The following is a 16850-nucleotide window of genomic DNA, read 5'->3' as shown; positions in this document are numbered from 1 at the left end:
GATGCACGCATCAAACTGCGCCACCTCTACCCCAAGCATTAGCCGCGACGATCTACTAGCTTGATCTTTAACCTTTGCGGCGGGGTCGTGGGGTTGTTGATTTCTTCGTTCGTCGTTTCGTTGTGTCTGTTTTGCGGACTGTGTGGACGTCGTGGCGGGGTGTGGGGTGGGTGTTCTTGCGGCCGGGTGGTCGGCCTGGGCCGGGGCGGGAGGGTTTCGGTGCTTCGGCGGGGCAGAGGGTCTTCGGGCGGAGGTGCCTGAAGTCGCGGCGGACTCGGGCAGGGGTGAGACGGTCGGACGGATTCGGTTTCTCCCACGGCCGCCGCAGGTCGGCCGCCAGGGGCCGGGTCAGACGTAGTTGGGTGTATGCGGCCAGGATGAGCCAGGTCCACCGGTCGGCGGCTTCGGGGGTGCGGATCTTGGGGCGGGTCCAGCCGAGGGTCTGCTTGAACAGCCGAAAGGTGTGCTCGATGTCGAAGCGTCGCAGGAAGACCTGCCAGAGCAGGTCGACCTGAGTGGAGGTGGCATCGGTGCCCGACCACCACAGCCACACCGGTTTCGGGATGGCGCCGCTGGGCAGGTGCTCGACCCGCAGGTGGATCACAGTTCCCTCGATGAGTGGGAGGGTTCCCAGTTCGGCGACCCAGGCGGAGCGGTGTGTCAGCCGTGGGTGGAGGCGGTCCCATGCCTGGGCGGTGGCGGTGCCGTACAGACGGGTCTGCGTGACGGTCTGCGCGTCGGGGATGTCCCAGGTGGACTGGTCGCCGAAGGCGAACTCGCCGCCGTGACGCGGCGGGCGGCCCATCGTATGGGGCTTTCGTGGTGGGGCGGCACGGCGCAGGACACGGTCTGAACGCATCCGGCCCAGCACCTGCACCGGCAGATCCTTCAGCAGGAATGCCAGGCGGGGCACGTCGTATCCGGCATCCACGACGATGAGGATCTCCGGGTCGCTGTCCTTCCACTGCTCCGCCTCCATCAGCCTGCCGACCAACTCGCGCATCTGCCTGGCGGTGGCGGTGGCTGCGTCGTCGCCCGGTGCCAGTCGGAGCGCGTCCAGCGGCGCGGTCCACGAGCTGCGGCCCGTCTCCAGCGCGCAGATCACCGAGTACGGCCAACCCGGAACGGGGATGTGTTGGTCTTTGCCGCGGCCGTAGGTGTGGCACAGGATCCGCTGCGGTGAGGTGTGTGCGTCAGGCCGCAGCCAGCAGGTGATGTCTGCGGCCAGCACCAGTCGGCCGTCCGCAGCCCGCGGCAGAGGCACTGCGGCCACTGCCCGCCGCAGCCGGCCGATGTCCATCCGGCCCGCGGCCAAGGCGTCGTAGAGGCCACCGTGCCCGCGGCGATGTTCCCCTACGAGTGACAGCTCAACCAGAGAACGGACCGGACCGTCCGCACACAGCACGGCATCGACCAACTCGAACAGTGCGTCCGCACGTCTGGTCAGACAGGAGTAGAACTCGCCCCGGAAGCGGGACAGTTCTGCGAACTGCCGATGTTCAACGGCGTGGTGCGACAGACTCATCCTTACGGCCTTCGTGCTGAGTGTGTGCGTTCCTTGGTCGGAGCACATGATCAGCCGAAGGCCACCTTCACGTCCGCTGAACTGCGAAAACGCTGATCAAGTTCGAAGCACATTCGAGACTGGATCTTAAAAAACAAGCTAGCCCTCGACGACCTCGGTGACGAAGGTGTAGAGCTCGACGATCACCCCATCCTTGCAGTGGGCGATGTCCATTCCGGTCACGACGGGCGGTTGGCCGGCGGGACCGTACTGGAATCCGAGGTGGCCGAGGTCGTCGTTGACGGAGACGGGGCCGTCCGGACGGAAGACCCAGTCCGGGGCCTGCTTCTGCAGCTCCTCGGCGCGCTGTGCGAGAGCCTCGCGCCCGCGGACGACGCGGTCGGGCTCGTGCCACACCACGTGCTCGGAGTACGTCTCGGCGACGGCCTCGGCGCGGCGGTCGGGGTCTGGTTCGTTGAAGACGTCCAGGAGGTTGCTGCGCATCAGGTCGGCGACGGTGCGGTTCATGGTCGATCCTTCGGGTCGTGCCGGGGGCGCCGGCAGTGATCAGGTGGGCCGGTGCGGGGCTGGGAAGTGCCGCGAGAGCTCCGCGCGGGAGGCTTCGTCGAGCCGCACGGCGGCGGTGCCCAGGTTCTCGGCCAGGTGGGTGCGGGTGCGGGTGCCGGGGATGATCAGGATGCCGGGCGCAAGGCCGAGGAGCCAGGCCAGGGCGATCTGTGCGGGAGTGGCGCGCAGTTGTTTTCCGAGGTCGGCGAGGACGGGGCTGGTGAGGATCTGGTTCTGGGTGCCGCGGGGCCAGCCGAGGGGGCAGAAGGGGACGAACGCGATTCCCCTGTTCGTGCACTCCTGGAGCACGTCGAAGGAGCGCTGGTCTGCGAGGTTGAAGAGGTTCTGGACGCAGACGATCTCGGTCTGGTCGGCCGCGCGCAGCAGGTGCTCCCGCGAGATGTTGCTGAGGCCGATGCCGTCGATCAGCCCCTCGTCGCGGGCCTGGACGAGCTCCGCCAGCTGAGCGTCGAAGCGCTTGCCCGGAGCGACTGTCCGGTCGACCATCCGCAGGTTCACCGCGGCCAGGCGATCGATGTCGAGGGTGGCGAGGTTCTCCTCGATGCCCTGGCGCAGCTGGTGCGGTTCGTCGTACGGCAGGACGGCCCCGGACTCGTCGCGACGGGCGGCGACCTTGCTGACGATGGCCAGGTCGTGCGGGTAGGGGTGAAGCGCCTCGCGGATCAGCTCGTTGACGACGCCGGGGCCGTAGTACTGGGCGGTGTCGATGTGGTTGACGCCGCCGGCAACCGCAGCGCGCAGCACGCGCAGCGCCTCGTCACGGTCTCGGGGCGGGCCGAAGACGTTGTCGCCGGCCAGTTGCATCGCGCCGTATCCGATCCGGCGCACTTGCCTGGGGCCGAGTGCGTACCTGCCGGCGGACGCGATGGATGGGCTCTGCTCGGTCATGGTGTCTCCAACGGATCAGGCATGCAGGGTCTTCATCGCCGTGGACCAGGCCTCGAGCTCGTCGACGGGCTTGGTGACGTGGCGCCGTGGTGCTCGCCGGGCTTGAACAGGAAGGGGTTCTCGAATTCCGTGAACAGCGAGGAGGTCAACTGCTGGTGAATGTCTGCGAGTTGGACTGTTCTCGTGATGGTGCGCAGGTGCTCGGCGGCGCGGATACCGCCGACGGCGCGGTAGAAGACGAAGGCGGCGGCCTTGTTGCTCCACTCCGCGTACGCGAAGTCGTTCGCGTTCTTCAGTATGCGGGGGATCGAGTGGTTGTACTCCGGGGCGGCGAAGACGTGGCCGCCGAAATGGGCGACCTTGGCCGCCCAGGCCTTGTGGTGTGCTCGTGCTGGTACTGGCTCATGGACAGCGGCGTCGGCCCCGCTAGACGGGGCTTCCGCCGGCCAGGCGGGCCCGGACGGTCCTGGTCAACCGCAGGGGCCGCCGGCCATGCCCTTCAGCTTGGTGACGCCGTGGGAGTAGCGGTCGACGGTCGCGGTCGCCTCCACAACGATCTCGTCGTCGACCTTAGCCTTGGCCACGGTGAAGGTGATCTCGGAGCGGGGGACGTCGATGGCGTAGCGTCCCGGCGCCGGTGTCGCGGTGGTCACGGCGCGCCCTGCGACTTGAGGATTCAAGTCAAATCAAGACCCCTTGACTTGAATGCTCAAGTGATATCGCAGAAACCAACACATTCGCGCCGTTCTGCGCGCTCAGGCGAGACCGAGCTGCGCGGCGATGACCGTGCCGGAGGGGTAGCAGTCGAACCGCTTGATCTTGCCGTCGACCAGCTCGAACACGTCGCAGCACGGCGCATCCATGCGCCTACCGGTGGGCGGGACGGTGCCGGAGGGCAGCTCCAGCGGGCCGAGGTGGGTGCCCTGCAGGCGCAGCTGCACGACAACGACGTCGCCGTCGAGGTAGAACCGCTCGAGCTCGCGATGCATGTCGGGGAAGGCCTTGGCGTAGGCCTCGACCGTCTTACCCAGCTCATCGGGACCGCAGTACGTGAGCGGGATCGACATGTCGGTGAAGGTCCCGTCCTGGGTGAACGCGGCGATCCAGCCGGTGACATCCTGCTCCTCGGCCACCCGGTAGGCAGCGCGGATGACCTTCTCGTTGTCGTGGGGCATCTCCACTCTCCTGATCCGTCAGCGGCGGCTATCGCATACCTTCGGGATGCGGATTGACTTTAACATTCAAGTCATGCGAGAGCGCAAGAGGCTTGAGGACCCTGATTCCGTGGGGCTTTGACGATCAGTGGGCTCGGAGCAACTTGAAGCGTCACATCACCGAGCGGGCGAGTCGATGCGCTGCAGGATGCGCTCGGCATCCTGACCGAGTCGACGCAGGCGCTCGCCGGAGAGGTTGTCCACCACCAGGTGGCGGACGTATGCCACATGCGCGGGAGCGGCGGATTCCAGCTTGCTCATGCCGGCAGGCAGGAGGATGGCGTTGGTGAAGCGCCCGTCGGTCGGGTCGGGCTCGCGGCGGACGTACCCGCGGCTCTCCAGCCGCTTGATCATGTGCGAAAGGCGGGACAGCGACGTGCTGGCGTTCTCGGCGAGAGCACTCATGCGCAAGGTCCGTTCCGGGGCCTCGGACAGCATTGCCAGGGTCATGTACTCGACCATGCTCAGATCGGCATCGCGCTGCAGTTGCGCGTCGATGGCCCAGGGCAGCCGCGTCATCAGCCGGACCACCGACATCCACGAGGTCAGCTCGCCGGGCGCGAGCCAGAGGTCCGCATGTTCGTCCCCCTGCACCTGAAGTCCCTCGTCACGGGTGGTCATATCGAGAGCGTATCAGCCGCACTTTGCGGGTGACATGGGTCGATCGCAACCCACTCCAACCCTTCTTATCACTTGAACATTCACGTGATGGCGACTTAGGCTCAATGTTGAATGTTGAACATCTAGGGAGGGAGGCGGCACTCGATGCCCGAAATGCTGACACCCACGGTCGAGGTGCGACGTGCCGGCGAGCGGCAGGCCAGCCGACTGTCGTGGCTCGACTCCAAACACTCGTTCTCCCTCGGCACCAGTCGGCCAGACCCGGCCAACACCCACCACGGCCTGCTAGTGGTCCACAACGAGGACCTGGTCCAGCCCGGCACCGGCTTCGAGACACACCCGCACCGGGACATGGAGATCGTCACCTGGGTGCTCCAGGGCTCACTCGTCCACCAGGATTCCAGCGGCCACTCCGGCGTGATCCACCCCGGCCTGGCCCAGCGGATGAGCGCCGGCACCGGCATCCTCCACTCGGAGAAGAACGACACCTACGGGCTTACCGGCGAACGCCCTACCACCCCTGTGCACTTCGTCCAAATGTGGGTACTGCCCGACGCGGCCGGCGTCACGCCCGAATACGAGCAGTTGGAGATCGACGACGAGCTGCTCGGCGGGACGCTGTTCACAGTGGCGTCAGGCATGGACCGGCACCGGGACGCGAGCGCGATCCGGATCCGGAACCGCTACGCCGCCCTGCACGCAGCCCGGCTGCGCCTCGGACAGCAGATCACGCTGCCCGAGGCACCGTTCCTCCACCTCTTCGTGGCACGCGGCTCGGTCGGCCTCGAAGGCACCGGCGTCCTCTCCCAAGGCGACGCCGCCCGCTTCACCGCCACCGGCGGCCAGCGCGTCACCGCCGTCGAACCGGCCGAGGTCCTCGTCTGGGAGATGCACGCCACAGCCACCGTCTGACCGGCTGACCGGACTCGGATCCGCTGGTGAACTGAGTAAGCCCTGTGATCCCATATGTCCCTCTTCGCCTCGCGACCCTCCGACCACCCCGACCGGTCGGCAGAGCAGCACAACGCACGCGGCGGCCCCCAAAGGACGGAAGCCGACATACGAGTCGGAGAGTGGATGCCGTCGAGTGTGCGGGCGAACCCCAGGCGCGGACAAGGATGAACGGGCGTGCCGTGCGTCCCACCGTGAGGCCCCCTGAGCAGGCGTCATGGACCTGACGCTCTGCCAGGTCGGCGGAACTCCCGGTCGGGCCCCCTACGGCGCGGCGGGCCGCACCTGCTCGGCGCTCTCCTGCCGGTCCACCATGCGCATGACCTCGCCCGGCTCGGGTGAGGTGTGTTCCTCGACGGTGTAGAAACGCACCTCGTGACCGCCGGGGTCATGCAACAGCGGCAGCACCCATCCGCGCAGGCTGATGGTGTGCTGTGGCACCAGTACCCCCTCGTCGTAGCGGGGGGGGCGACCGCCCGGTGTGGCTTCGCGGTTGGTTGCTCGTTCGACAGTGGAGACGGATCTTCTCGAGTACCGGCTTGGACTGGGTGCAGTCCGCCCGTTGTTCCGGTGTCGATCGCCGGTGGTCTTCGTACCGCTCGCGCTGTGGGCTTACGCCCACCGTGCCGGAGCATCGCGCAGTTCGGGAAGTGACGCGGACCGCGCCACACAGCGCAGTCGCGCCGGATCGGTCCGGGTCAGGGCCGCCGGTGGGTCCAGTTGCCAGCCGGTCTCGTACGCCTCGACGAAGCGGTCGTCGCCGAGCGCGAGCCGGCTGCGGCTGCTCAGCGTGCGGACCTGCGGGTCTGTGCGGTCGTGCGCGCCCCGCAGACGGGCCGCCGCGCCGAGCAGGCCGGCAACGTCCCGGTGCCGCCCGTAGAGCGCGGCGAGTCCGGCCACGGTCACCGCCACTGTCGCGACGAACGGCATGTCCCTGCTGTCGATCGCCACCGCGTACGCCCGGTCCAGCGCCTCCTCGGCGCCCGGCCCGTCGCCGAGTGCCAGGCAGAGCGCGCCCCGCGTCGTGGCTACCAACGCCTGCCCGTGGGGGCCGACGGCCGGGAGCTGCTCGGACAGTCCGGCCTCGGCGGACTCGACCAGCGCGCGTGCCCGGTCAAGGTCGCCGCTCCGCACCCGCAGACCGGCCTCCCGCGCGTCGAGCACGATCGCCAACTCGGGTGACGCCGACCGCAGCGCGCGCTCGCGGGCCGCGGCGACTATCGTCCTCGCTCGCGCGGTCTCGTCGAGCCGCTCGTGCACATCGATGCGGCGCAGATCGATGAAGATCTCGTCGTCGAGGCTGAGTGAACCGAACACGCAGGCCAGCCGTTTGGCCTCGTTCAGGTCGATCAGCGCGCCGTCGAGATCGCCGTCGTACTGCCGCAGCAGCGCACGCAGCGGCAGTGTCTTGGCCAACGCCCAGCGGTCGCCTGCCTGGTCGAAGCATTCCAGGGCGGCGGGTATATCGCTGCGTACCTGATCGAGGTGGCCTTCGTTCTCGGCGAAGTGGGCCCGGAACATGTGGGCCAGCCCGGCCAGCCACACGTCCGGTCCGTCGACCAGCCGCTGGATGATCGTCGACGGCCCGTCGTTCTTGTCCAGGGAGCCCAGCCTGATCGCGAGCAGCGCGCCGCCGCAGCCCGGCGACTCCGGGTGGCTGCGCAGGCGGTCGGTGAGCAGTCGCAGCTCCTCGCGCCGCTTCTTGGTCGCGTCGATCACCGGTGTGCTCGGGGTGGCGATGACGTTGAGCAGCAGCACCCCCTCGGCGATGTCGCGCTCCACGCTCGGCTGCTCGGCCGGCAAGGCGACCGCCTCGCTCAGCCAGTAGGCCGCGTCGACGTGCCGGCCGAGCATGCGCCAGCACCAGATCAGGTTCACCGCGAGCCCCATCGCGCGGTCGGCGTCGGCGGTGTCGTAGAGGTGGCGCAGCGCGGCGAGCACGTTGTCGTACTCGGCGTGCAGCACGTGGAGTGCGTCGAGCTGTTCCGGGCCGCGCAGCAGCGGGTCGTGGTGGGCGACCAGCTCGGCGAAGTGGCGGGCGGCCAGGTCCCGCACGTCGGTCAGGGTGCCCTGCTCGGCCAGGCGCTCCAGGCCGTACTCGCGGATCGTCTCCAGCATCCGGTACCGGCCGGTGTCCGGCGCGAGTTGCAGCAACGACCGGTCGACCAGGCCCGCGAGCAGCTCCCGGATCTCCATGGCCGGCACCGCGGTGCCGGCACAGACCGCGGTAGCTGAGGCCGGCGTGACGCCGCCGGGCAGCACCGCGATCCGCTCCGCGACCGTACGCGCGTCCGCGCCGAGCAGGTCCCAGCTCCACGCGATGACCGCGCGCAGCGTGCGGTGCCGTGGGACGGCGGTCCGGCTGCCGGTGGTCAGCAGACGGAACCGGTCGGACAGCCCGGCGGCCAGGTCGGACAGCGAGAAGGTACGGAGGCGGGCCGCGGCCAACTCGAGCGCGAGCGGCAGGCCGTCCAGGCTGCGCACGACGCGCAGCACGTTGCCGAGGTGGTGCTCATCGACGTCGAACCCGGGCCGCACGGCCGCCGCCCGCTCGCGGAACAGCAGCACCGACGCCGTCCGGCGGGCCTGTTCGACGTCCGCGTGCGGTGCGGGCAGGGGCAGCGGGCCGAGCGGGACGAGCGTCTCGCCGTCGATCGTCAGCGGCTCCCGGCTGGTGGCCAGTACCCGCAGCCCGGCGCAGCGGGCCAGCAGCGCCGAGATCAGGTGTGCCACGGCGTCGATGAGGTGCTCGCAGTTGTCCATCACGAGCAGGCTCTCCCGGCCGCCCAACTGGTCGGCCAGTACGTCCAGTTCGCCGATCGGGTCGCCGCGCAGCTTGGCCGAAGCCTCGAACAGCGCTGAGCCGCGCAGCCCGATCGCGGCCAACAGCGCCGCGCCGACCTTGGCGGGCTCGGTGACCGAGGCGAGGTCGATCATCCAGGCACCGTCGCGGTACTCCGACCGGTGGCGGCGGGCGGCCTCGACGGCGAGCCGCGTCTTGCCGGCACCGCCGGGACCGACCACGGTTACCAGACGCCCCGCCGCGAGCAGCATGTCGATCCGGGCGAGGTCGTCGTCGCGGCCGATGAAGCTGGTCAGCGGCGCGGGCAGGTTGCTCGGCCTGGTCTGCGCGGCGTCGGGGGCGGGCTGGTCGGCGCGCAGCAGGCGCAGGTGGCGCTCACGCAAGGCGGCGCCCGGGTCGGTACCGAGGTCGTCGGCCAGGGTTGCGCGGACCTGCTCGTAACGGGCGAGAGCCTCGGCCTGGCGCCCCTGGGCGGCCAGCGCGTCCATGAGCAGCGCGGCGGCGCGTTCGTGAACGGGGTGCTCGGCGAGCAGGGCGGTCAGGCGGACGGCGGCCATGTCAGCGTGTCCCAGCGCCAGTTCGGCATCGCAGAGGTCGGCGACGGCCTCGATCGAGGCGTGGGCCAGCCGGGTCGCGACGGCGGGCGCCACCCCGGCGACGACCGCGGGCTCGGCGCCGGGGCGGTCGCCCCACAGCGCCACCGCCTCCCCGAGCAGGGCCGCCGCTGCCTGCGGGTCGCCGGCACGCAGGCGGTCCCGGCCGTCCTCGGCGAGCTGCTCGAACCGCAGCGCGTCCACGTCGGCGGCGTCCACGGCCAGTCGGTAGCCGCCCGCGTGCTGCGCGACGTCGCCGGCCGAGCCGAGGGTTCGGCGCAGCCGTGAGACGAGGGCCTGCAGGGCGTGGGCGGGGCCGGTCGGCGGGGCCTCGGCCCAGATCGCGTCGACCAGGACACCCCGCTCGACCGCCCGTCCGCCGGCGAGCGCCAGCCGCGCGACCAGAGCCTGCAAGCGGGCACCTGGAACGGGCAGGACGGCGTCACCGCGAGACGCCGCAAAGGCGCCGAGCAGCGTGACACGAAGCCGCGCACCCCCGTCCATCTCCCCATCTTCGCGCACGCACCGGCGGGTCCTCACATCAGGGCGGCGGCGGTGCGGCCCCGTGTCAGCGCCGTGTGAGCCCGGTGTGAGCGGCCCCCAGCAGCCTTGGCACGTCACAGAGTTCCGTCTTCGGAAGGGGATTTCCCATGCATGACGCAGTGATCGTGGGCGCTGGCCCGGTCGGTCTCTTCCTTGCCTGCGAGTTGGGGCTCGCGGGCTGCACCGTCGTGGTGCTGGAGCGGGAGCCGGAGCCCGGATCCCCGTGGCGGGCGGACCCGCTCGGTATGCGGGGGCTGTTCGCCACGTCGCTCCAGGCGTTCCACCGCCGCGGAATGCTGCACCCGCTGCTGACCGCGTCGGGGGTCCCTGACGCACCCGGCGTGGATCTTGACGCGAACGGGCCGCCTCCCCTTCGCGGCGGCGTGGGTCATTTCGCCGGCATGGTGCTCGACCCGGCCAAGGTCGACCTCGCCGCGCTGCCGTTCCGACTGCCCAGTCTGGCGCCGGACTTCACGTCGACCAGCCTCGCAGCGATCGAAACGGTGTTGTCCGAGCGGGCATCCAAGCTCGGTGTGGAGATCAGGCGTGGCATCACCGTCTCCGGCGTCGCACAGGACGACGAAGGCGTGGTGGTGCGAGCCGGCGAGCACGAGTACGCGGCACGCTGGGTCGTCGGCTGCGACGGCGGGCGCAGCGTGGTGCGTCGGCTCGCCGGCTTCGAGTTCGTCGGCACCGAGCCGCGGTTCACCGGCTACACCATGGTCGCCACCCTCGCCGATCCCGAGAAGCTCCGGCCCGGGATCAACCTGACACCGACCGGCATGTACCTCCGGATGCGCGCGGAAGGGCACATCGGCGTGATGGACTTCGACGGCGGCGCGTTCGACCGTTCGCAGCCGCCGACCCTCCACCACCTCCAGACGGTGCTGCGCCGCGTGTCCGGCACCGACGTGACGCTGAGCGAAGTCCACCTCGCGTCGAGCTTCACCGATCGGGCGATGCAGACGACGACCTACCGGCAGCGACGCGTCCTGCTTGCGGGCGACGCCGCGCACATCCACTCCCCCCTCGGCGGACAGGGACTCAACGCCGGACTCGGCGACGCCCTGAATCTGGGGTGGAAGCTCGCGGCGACCGTGCGCGGGCACGCGCCGGACGGCCTTCTCGACACCTACACCCGCGAACGCCACCCGGTCGGCGCGCGGGTGCTCGACTGGTCGCGCGCCCAGGTGTCGACCATGGTGCCGGACCCGCACGGCCAGGCACTCCAGGGAGTGATCCGCGACCTGATCGGGACCCAGGACGGGACGACCTACGTGTTCGGGAGGCTCTCGGGCTCGTCGATCCGCCACGACCTCGGCAGCGATCAGCCGCTGGTCGGCCACAACGCCCCGGACTTCCGTCTAGAGGACGGCACTTGCCTCGCTGACCTGATGCAGGACGGACGAGGCGTCGTGCTCGACTTCAGCAGCGACCGCCGCCTGCGGGATGCGGCGACGGGCTGGCAGAGCCGGCTGCGTTACGCGGCCGGGACGGCGAAGAACGACCTGGGACTGGGTGCCGTGCTCGTCCGGCCGGACGGCATCGTCGCCTGGGCGGGTGAACGCGACTTCGACCGGAAGGCATTCGAGCGGGCCGCCGGCGAGTGGTTCGGCACTGCGGAAACCTGAGCCGGCGCCCCGTTCCCGAGGTCCGCCGTGCCGTAGCACCAGCTCGGCCGCCGTGTTCCGGATGGCACGGGGTGCGAGGACCTGAGCTCGTTCCAGGTGATCCAGTACGGCCAAGTCGATCCGTCGGCAGCCTGGTTCACCCATCGATCGAGCCAGGCAAGAACCGCGCGGATCGCGTCGTGCCGGCCGGCCGCCCGGTGACGGCGTACCCGCGACGCGCGGTCAGGGCCGGCAGCCCCAGGGGCGCCCCCCATTATCTACGCCGAGGATCCGGGCGAATGCTCCCGTGATCGATCCACAGGTCTTGGCTGTTACTCCCAGTCGACGCCCGACTCGGCGAAACCCCTGGCAGTCGTTGCGGCTGCCGGGCAGACCAGCCCCGACGGCCCATGCCGACGGAGTGTCCATGTGTCAGGGCCCGCCGTCTCCCGGCTTGGCGAGAGAGGTGCAGAAGTCGGTGTCGTCGCCGGTGACTGCGCGGCTGGGGGCGCCGGAGACCGAGACCGGGGTGTCGCCGGCGAGGCTGATTCGCTGCATTCGCCGGTCGTGCGCGCCGTAGTCCCTGACGGCGTAGTGCTGGGTGGCGCGGTTGTCCCAGAACGCCACGTCCCCTGGGGACCAGCGCCAGCGCACGCAGTTCTCGGGGACGTGGATGTAGCTCTCCAGAACACGGAGCACGTCGTGTGATGCCTCGGGGCTCCAGCCCACGAAGTGGCGTACGAATCGGCCGAGTAGCAGGGCGCGTTCGCCTGTTTCGGGGTGGACACGCACGAGTGGGTGTTCGGTCTTGAACAGGGTGGAGGTGAAGCGGTCCCGCAGGGCTTGCGCCTCGTCGCTGTCGTCTGTCGGCAGGGTGGGGGTGGTGTCGCGGGTGTTGGCGTGTACGGCCCACAGGCTGTCGGCCAGTGTGCGTAGTTCGGGTGGCATCGATTGGTAGGCCGCGTGCGTGTTGGCCCAGACTGTGTCTCCTCCGTACGGGGGCAGGGCCACGGCTCGTAGGACGCAGCCCAGTGGGGGCCGTTGGGTGTAGGTGACGTCCGTGTGCCAGAAGTCCGCGCGCAGGAGTGTGTGACCGTAGTCCAGGTCGAGGACGGCTGGTTCTCCTTCCAGGGTGGGCAGGGCGGTCGGGTAGGCGGTGGTGGGGGTGGCGAAGCGGCGTGCGAAGCGCTCTTGGGCGTCGCCGTCCAGGGTGTGCTGGTTGCGGAAGAAGATGACCTTGTGCGTGACCAGCGCGTCACGGATGGCAGCGATGGTCTCCTTGGCCAGGCCGGTGGTGAGGTCGAGGCCACGGATCTCGGCGCCGATGCTGCCGGAGAGGCGGACCAGGTCGAGTTCGGTGCGGGAGCCGGTGGACGTCACGGCGTCGGTTCCTCTCTGTGGTGTTCGGGAGCGGTTACGGGGGTGGAGTGGAAGACGACGGAGAGGCTGGTGTGGTGGTGGAAGGGTGCGCTCTGGAGGGCATCGGCTGGTGCTCCGGGGCTGATCGTGCCGAAGCGTTGGCTGAGTGCGTCGAGGAGCAGGCACAGTTCGCTCAGGGCGAGTTGTGCTCCTGCGCAGGCATGGGGGCCGTTGCCGAAGACGGGGGCGAGGCGTGCGGGTCGATGGGGGTTCCACCGGTCGGGTGCGTCGAAGACAGCCGGGTCGCGATTGGCTGCGGCGAGCAGCACCTGTACGCGGGAGCCACGTGGAATGGGGGTTCCCGCCAGGGTGAGCTCGCGGGTGGCGAAGCGGACTGTGGAGTGCAGCGGGGGGCGCAGCCGCAGACTCTCGGCGACGACTGCGCTGGGAGACAACTGGCCGGAGGCGACGTGCGTCCAGGTGTCCGGATGCTGTAGGAGGCACCAGAAGAGGTTGCTGATGGCCATGGTCGTGGTCGCGGTTCCCGCCGCCAGGAGGAGCAGAACGGCCCGCATATGCTCGGTGAGTTCGTGTGTGGTGTCGGGAGGGGGCTTGACGGTGGCATCGGGCCACAGGCGCCGCAGGACAGACGTGCTCGGCAGCTGTGCGGCAAGGGATTCTTCGATGCGTGAGGTCAGCTCCAGCCGGGCTGTGAGCGCTTCTTCCAGGCCGGTGGCCTGGTTGGAGATGTAGGCGACGATGGGGCGCAGTTTCCGGCGCAGCCAGGGCCATTCCTCGTCGGGCAGGCCGAGCACGCGGCAGATGACGCGTACCGGGAGAGCGTGGCCGAGGACGGCCACCACGTCCACCGGTGCTTTGGCGGTGATCTGGCCGGCGAGGTCGTCGACGACTGGGGCGACGGCGGATTCGACCCAGGTGTTCATCCGGGAGGCGGAGAACCAGGACACGAGGTGGCGGGCCGAGCGGTGGCGCGCGCCGTCGAGATCGATGGCCGTGGGCCCGAAGAGTTGCCGGGTGGCACGCATCGGGAAGCCCACGCTGAGATGCGGGTGTCTGAGGGCCTGCTGGACGTCGGCGTGGCGTGCGACGATGTAGGTGCGTTCGGCCTGGCACTGGTACAGACGGGGGTGGGTCAGGAGCCGGTCGTAGGCGGGCCATGGATCGAGGGAGTGGACAAGTGCGGTCGCTGGCAGGGGATATGGCTCGTGTGAAGGGCTCTGCTCGATTGGATCGATGGGATCGATCATGGTGTGGCCCACTTCTTGGTGAGGGCGGCCAGGGCGGGAGCGGGGTCCGTCAGGACGGAGAAGTGGTCGCCTGGCCTGACCTCCAGTGACCATTGCCCTGCGGTGTGCCGCCGCCACTGCGCAACATCGGCCACCGGGGCGAGGCGGTCGTCGGTGCCGGCCAGCGCGGCGATGGGACAGGGAAGTTCGATCGGCCCCAGATGCCGGTAGGTGTCGTAGATGTGCATATCGGCACGTAGCCGGGGCAGCCACAAGCGTGCCAGCCGGGGATGGCGGACAAGCACATCGGGCAGTCCCCCCAGCTCGTTCAGATGGGCCAGAAACTCGGCATCGGGCAGGTGCGCCGACGGCGGCGAGCTATGCGGCAGATGGGGCGCTGACGCGGAGGCGACAACCAGCCCCCGGGGGCCACCGAATCCGTTCCGCATCAGCCAGTGCGCCGTCTCGTACGCCAGCCACGCACCGAGACTGTGCCCGAAGAAGACCCACGGCACCTCGTCCCGACAGCGTGCCAGCGCCGGACCCACCCCCTGGGCCACTTCCTGCGCGCTGCGTGGGGGAGCCTCATCGACGTGACTGTCCCCGACGGGCCGGCGGATCACCGTGACCTGAACACCTGCCGGAGCCAGCGCCGCCCATGACCGGTAGTGGTCGGCGGAACCTCCCGCACACGGAAAACAGAGCACCCGCAGCCGCGGGGAAGCCGGGACAGCGAAGGGCTCGATCCACCGGCCGCCTGCGGGCATGTGTTGCGCGCCGCGGTCGTTCATCGCGGTGGCAGGACATCGGCGCGCGGTGAACCGCCGGGTCCGTCATCCCCGTCGGCCTGCACGGACGCACCAGACCGGACGGTTTCGGCGGCGATCCGGTAAAGGCTGTCGAGCGTGTAGAACGCTTCCAGGCGATAGTTCTCCACCGCGATCTCGCTACCGACAAGGCCCTCAAGGAACAGGATGAGTTCGGTCAAGAGAAGCGAGTCGAGGATCCCCCGTGCATGGAGATCGGACTGGGACGATATGCCTGCCCATGCCGCCTCGGGCCGTGCGGCACGCATGAACTCCCGTACAGTGGTATGGAATGTCAGTTCGTCAAGCATGGCCCGTTCCTCCCTCATCCGGCACTGGGCTCAGCAGCCGTACAACCATCGCGTGGGCCGCGGCCCGGTCGAGCTTGCCCGCCGCTGTTCGAGGCAGAGCAGGCGCAAGCAGTACGTGCGTGGGGACCATGTAGGACGGCAGCGTCGACGCGCACAGGGCTCGTACCTCCCCAGCGAGGTCGGCCTGTTCACTGCAACGCGTCGCCGACGCCACGAGAGCGGCCAGGCGCGTGCCCCGGCTGCTCGGCACAGCGGTCACCACGGTGTCCTCGACGTCGGGGTGCGCCCGTAGCGCTAGCTCGACTTCTTCCAGTTCCACACGGTTGCCGAGGATCTTGACCTGGAGATCAGCGCGCCCGACGAAGCTGAAGGTCCCGTTCCCTTCCCGGCGCAGCACGTCACCGGTCCGCAGGACCCGTTCAGGAGAATCCGGCTCCCCCGGCGGGGGCACGAGCGCGCGGCGCGTAGCCTCAGCGTCACGCCAGTACCCGGCGAAGAGGGCGTTGCTGCGCAGAAACAGCTCACCGCTCTCCCCGACGCCGACATCCCGGCCCTGTGCGTCGACCAGGAGGTACTCCGCGCCTGGATGGGGCGGGCCGATCGGTACCTGTCCCAGGTCCTCAGGCACCGGGTCCGGAACCTGAAGGAAGGAACAGGCGATCGACTCCGACTGCCCGAAGGCGTTCACCACGCGCAGCCCGGGCCGGGCTTGTCTCAACTCGCGGATGAGGCTGACCGGGTAGAACTCACCACCCATCAAGACCGTGCGCAAAGCGGTGCACCGGGACAACTCCGCCGCGGCGTGGGCGAGTATCGGTTGCCAGACCGACGGCACGCCGTTCACCTGGGTCACCCGCTCACGGGCCAGATAGGCGACGAAACGGCGGGGGTGGCGCAGCAGCGTACGGGGCACCTGCACCAGGGTCGCCCCCGCGCTCGCCGCCAACCCCAGATCGAGCAGCGAGAAGTCGAAGGACAACGGAGCGACGGACAGGAGACGCTCATCTGCCGAGACGCGAACCTGTCGCGCCATCCCGTGGAAGAACGCCACAACCGCCGAATGGGACATCATGATCCCCTTCGGACGGCCAGTGGTCCCCGACGTGAAGACGACGTGCGCGATGCCGGAGAGCTGCCGCGCGCGCTCCCGCCGTCCCAAACGGTCGCGGGCCTCACCCTCGACCATGAAGCGCCCATCGGCCATACGGGCGTACACGGGAACACCTGGCGTGACCGGCAGGCCCGAGGCCACCACATGAACATCGGGATCGAGTATCCCGAGCGTGACCTGCCGACGCCTGGCGGGAAGGCCGGGAGCCATGGGCGCGTACACCGCACCCAACAACGAACACGCCACGATGGCCACGACCGCCGAGGGAACCGGATCCGACTCGACCACCACGACGTCACCGCTCCCGACCCCTCGCGCTGCCAGCGTCTTCGCCAGGGCCAAGGAGCGATCGGCCAGTTCTGCGTACGACACGCTCTCGCCCGCGCACGAGACGGCGATGTGTGTGGGCCGAGACATCCCTGCAGCCAGGAGATAGTCGCCGACCGAAAGCGAAGGAATGTCGGAAGGAAGGCCCGATGATGGATCAAACTTGGACATGAAGCACCCCTGTGGCGGGAGTGTCACCAGAGGTCATTGCCCAGGCCCCGTCAACACGACCGTTGCGGAATCGATCAGGACCAACCCGGCATCCACTGATGCAGGCATGACAAACTCCTCCTCGGTGCAGATGCCGGCAGGCAGCTAGTAGTGCTTGGTCAGGTTGATCTTGGTGGTGCGTGTCCTTCTGTCGCTGTGTGCGT

Annotated in this window: 15 protein-coding genes and 1 pseudogene; 2 read left to right on the top strand and 14 right to left on the bottom strand. The window is 69.3% G+C overall.

Annotated features, from left to right (window positions below; genetic code table 11):
- Nucleotides 1-67 precede the first annotated feature (67 nt).
- The 7 genes and pseudogenes from IEZ17_RS39910 to IEZ17_RS39880 all read right to left on the bottom strand — a co-directional run bounded on the left by IEZ17_RS39910 (nt 68) and on the right by IEZ17_RS39880 (nt 4815).
- Nucleotides 68-1525, bottom strand: a complete 1458-nt coding sequence (locus tag IEZ17_RS39910) for an NF041680 family putative transposase (protein WP_189308532.1) — start codon at nt 1523-1525, stop codon at nt 68-70.
- Between the two features lie 138 nt (nt 1526-1663).
- Nucleotides 1664-2032, bottom strand: coding sequence for a nuclear transport factor 2 family protein (locus IEZ17_RS39905; protein WP_189308531.1), 369 nt, complete (start codon nt 2030-2032; stop codon nt 1664-1666).
- A gap of 39 nt (nt 2033-2071) precedes the next feature.
- Nucleotides 2072-2980 carry an oxidoreductase gene (locus tag IEZ17_RS39900; protein WP_189308530.1) on the bottom strand — a complete coding sequence of 303 codons (909 nt, stop codon included), beginning with the start codon at nt 2978-2980 and terminating at the stop codon, nt 2072-2074.
- Nucleotides 2981-3012: 32 nt separating this feature from the next.
- A pseudogene (locus IEZ17_RS45165) lies at nt 3013-3372 on the bottom strand (NADPH-dependent FMN reductase); the annotation flags it as partial.
- Between the two features lie 78 nt (nt 3373-3450).
- Complete coding sequence (locus IEZ17_RS39890; RefSeq protein WP_189308529.1) at nt 3451-3633, bottom strand: hypothetical protein; 183 nt, start codon at nt 3631-3633, stop codon at nt 3451-3453.
- Nucleotides 3634-3735: 102 nt separating this feature from the next.
- On the bottom strand, nt 3736-4155 hold the full coding sequence (locus tag IEZ17_RS39885; RefSeq protein WP_189308528.1) for a nuclear transport factor 2 family protein: 420 nt from the start codon (nt 4153-4155) through the stop codon (nt 3736-3738).
- 156 nt (nt 4156-4311) lie between these two features.
- Nucleotides 4312-4815: a MarR family winged helix-turn-helix transcriptional regulator gene (locus IEZ17_RS39880; protein ID WP_189308527.1), complete on the bottom strand. Its 504-nt coding sequence runs from the start codon at nt 4813-4815 to the stop codon at nt 4312-4314.
- Nucleotides 4816-4959: 144 nt separating this feature from the next.
- Here IEZ17_RS39880 and IEZ17_RS39875 point away from each other — a divergent pair, with 144 nt between their 5' ends.
- Entirely contained in the window at nt 4960-5727 is a 768-nt protein-coding gene (locus IEZ17_RS39875; RefSeq protein WP_189308526.1) for a pirin family protein, read from the top strand.
- 303 nt (nt 5728-6030) lie between these two features.
- Here IEZ17_RS39875 and IEZ17_RS39870 read toward each other — a convergent pair whose 3' ends face one another.
- Nucleotides 6031-6207, bottom strand: coding sequence for a hypothetical protein (locus IEZ17_RS39870; RefSeq protein ID WP_189308525.1), 177 nt, complete (start codon nt 6205-6207; stop codon nt 6031-6033).
- Nucleotides 6208-6378: 171 nt separating this feature from the next.
- Nucleotides 6379-9576 carry an AfsR/SARP family transcriptional regulator gene (locus IEZ17_RS39865; protein ID WP_229853087.1) on the bottom strand — a complete coding sequence of 1066 codons (3198 nt, stop codon included), beginning with the start codon at nt 9574-9576 and terminating at the stop codon, nt 6379-6381.
- A gap of 236 nt (nt 9577-9812) precedes the next feature.
- Here IEZ17_RS39865 and IEZ17_RS39860 point away from each other — a divergent pair, with 236 nt between their 5' ends.
- Nucleotides 9813-11336 (top strand): FAD-dependent oxidoreductase, encoded by a 1524-nt coding sequence (locus IEZ17_RS39860; RefSeq protein ID WP_189308524.1) that lies wholly within the window; start codon nt 9813-9815, stop codon nt 11334-11336.
- 411 nt (nt 11337-11747) lie between these two features.
- On the opposite strand, the gene IEZ17_RS39855 is transcribed toward IEZ17_RS39860, so the two are convergent.
- From IEZ17_RS39855 to IEZ17_RS39835, 5 genes are read right to left on the bottom strand one after another with little or no spacing between them, the layout of a single operon-like run.
- Nucleotides 11748-12695 carry a TauD/TfdA dioxygenase family protein gene (locus IEZ17_RS39855; protein WP_189308523.1) on the bottom strand — a complete coding sequence of 316 codons (948 nt, stop codon included), beginning with the start codon at nt 12693-12695 and terminating at the stop codon, nt 11748-11750.
- Nucleotides 12692-13942, bottom strand: a complete 1251-nt coding sequence (locus IEZ17_RS39850; protein ID WP_189308522.1) for a cytochrome P450 — start codon at nt 13940-13942, stop codon at nt 12692-12694. The genes IEZ17_RS39855 and IEZ17_RS39850 overlap by 4 nt, the downstream gene beginning before the upstream one ends.
- A complete protein-coding gene (locus tag IEZ17_RS39845; RefSeq protein ID WP_229853088.1) occupies nt 13939-14688 on the bottom strand; it encodes a thioesterase II family protein in 750 nt (249 codons plus the stop codon). The genes IEZ17_RS39850 and IEZ17_RS39845 overlap by 4 nt, the downstream gene beginning before the upstream one ends.
- 20 nt (nt 14689-14708) lie before the next feature.
- Nucleotides 14709-15038, bottom strand: a complete 330-nt coding sequence (locus IEZ17_RS39840; protein WP_189308520.1) for a hypothetical protein — start codon at nt 15036-15038, stop codon at nt 14709-14711.
- Nucleotides 15031-16647 (bottom strand): amino acid adenylation domain-containing protein, encoded by a 1617-nt coding sequence (locus tag IEZ17_RS39835; protein ID WP_189308519.1) that lies wholly within the window; start codon nt 16645-16647, stop codon nt 15031-15033. Before IEZ17_RS39835 ends, IEZ17_RS39840 begins: the two co-directional genes overlap by 8 nt.
- Nucleotides 16648-16850 lie beyond the last annotated feature (203 nt).

The sequence above is a fragment of the Streptomyces albospinus genome (assembly GCF_014648695.1).
GTDB classification, from domain to species: Bacteria; Actinomycetota; Actinomycetes; order Streptomycetales; family Streptomycetaceae; genus Streptomyces; species Streptomyces albospinus.
This window is presented reverse-complemented; position numbering and strand designations above follow the sequence as displayed.

What these genes read in the sequence shown, in the direction of transcription:
- IEZ17_RS39910 (WP_189308532.1), bottom strand. Translation starts at nt 1,525, where the DNA reads ATGAGTCTGTCGCACCACGCCGTTGAACATCGGCAGTTCGCAGAACTG.
- IEZ17_RS39880 (WP_189308527.1), bottom strand. Translation starts at nt 4,815, where the DNA reads ATGACCACCCGTGACGAGGGACTTCAGGTGCAGGGGGACGAACATGCG.
- IEZ17_RS39860 (WP_189308524.1), top strand. Translation starts at nt 9,813, where the DNA reads ATGCATGACGCAGTGATCGTGGGCGCTGGCCCGGTCGGTCTCTTCCTT.
- IEZ17_RS39850 (WP_189308522.1), bottom strand. Translation starts at nt 13,942, where the DNA reads ATGATCGATCCCATCGATCCAATCGAGCAGAGCCCTTCACACGAGCCA.
- IEZ17_RS39835 (WP_189308519.1), bottom strand. Translation starts at nt 16,647, where the DNA reads ATGTCCAAGTTTGATCCATCATCGGGCCTTCCTTCCGACATTCCTTCG.
- IEZ17_RS39900 (WP_189308530.1), bottom strand. Translation starts at nt 2,980, where the DNA reads ATGACCGAGCAGAGCCCATCCATCGCGTCCGCCGGCAGGTACGCACTC.
- IEZ17_RS39840 (WP_189308520.1), bottom strand. Translation starts at nt 15,038, where the DNA reads ATGCTTGACGAACTGACATTCCATACCACTGTACGGGAGTTCATGCGT.
- IEZ17_RS39845 (WP_229853088.1), bottom strand. Translation starts at nt 14,688, where the DNA reads ATGCCCGCAGGCGGCCGGTGGATCGAGCCCTTCGCTGTCCCGGCTTCC.
- IEZ17_RS39905 (WP_189308531.1), bottom strand. Translation starts at nt 2,032, where the DNA reads ATGAACCGCACCGTCGCCGACCTGATGCGCAGCAACCTCCTGGACGTC.
- IEZ17_RS39885 (WP_189308528.1), bottom strand. Translation starts at nt 4,155, where the DNA reads ATGCCCCACGACAACGAGAAGGTCATCCGCGCTGCCTACCGGGTGGCC.
- IEZ17_RS39875 (WP_189308526.1), top strand. Translation starts at nt 4,960, where the DNA reads ATGCCCGAAATGCTGACACCCACGGTCGAGGTGCGACGTGCCGGCGAG.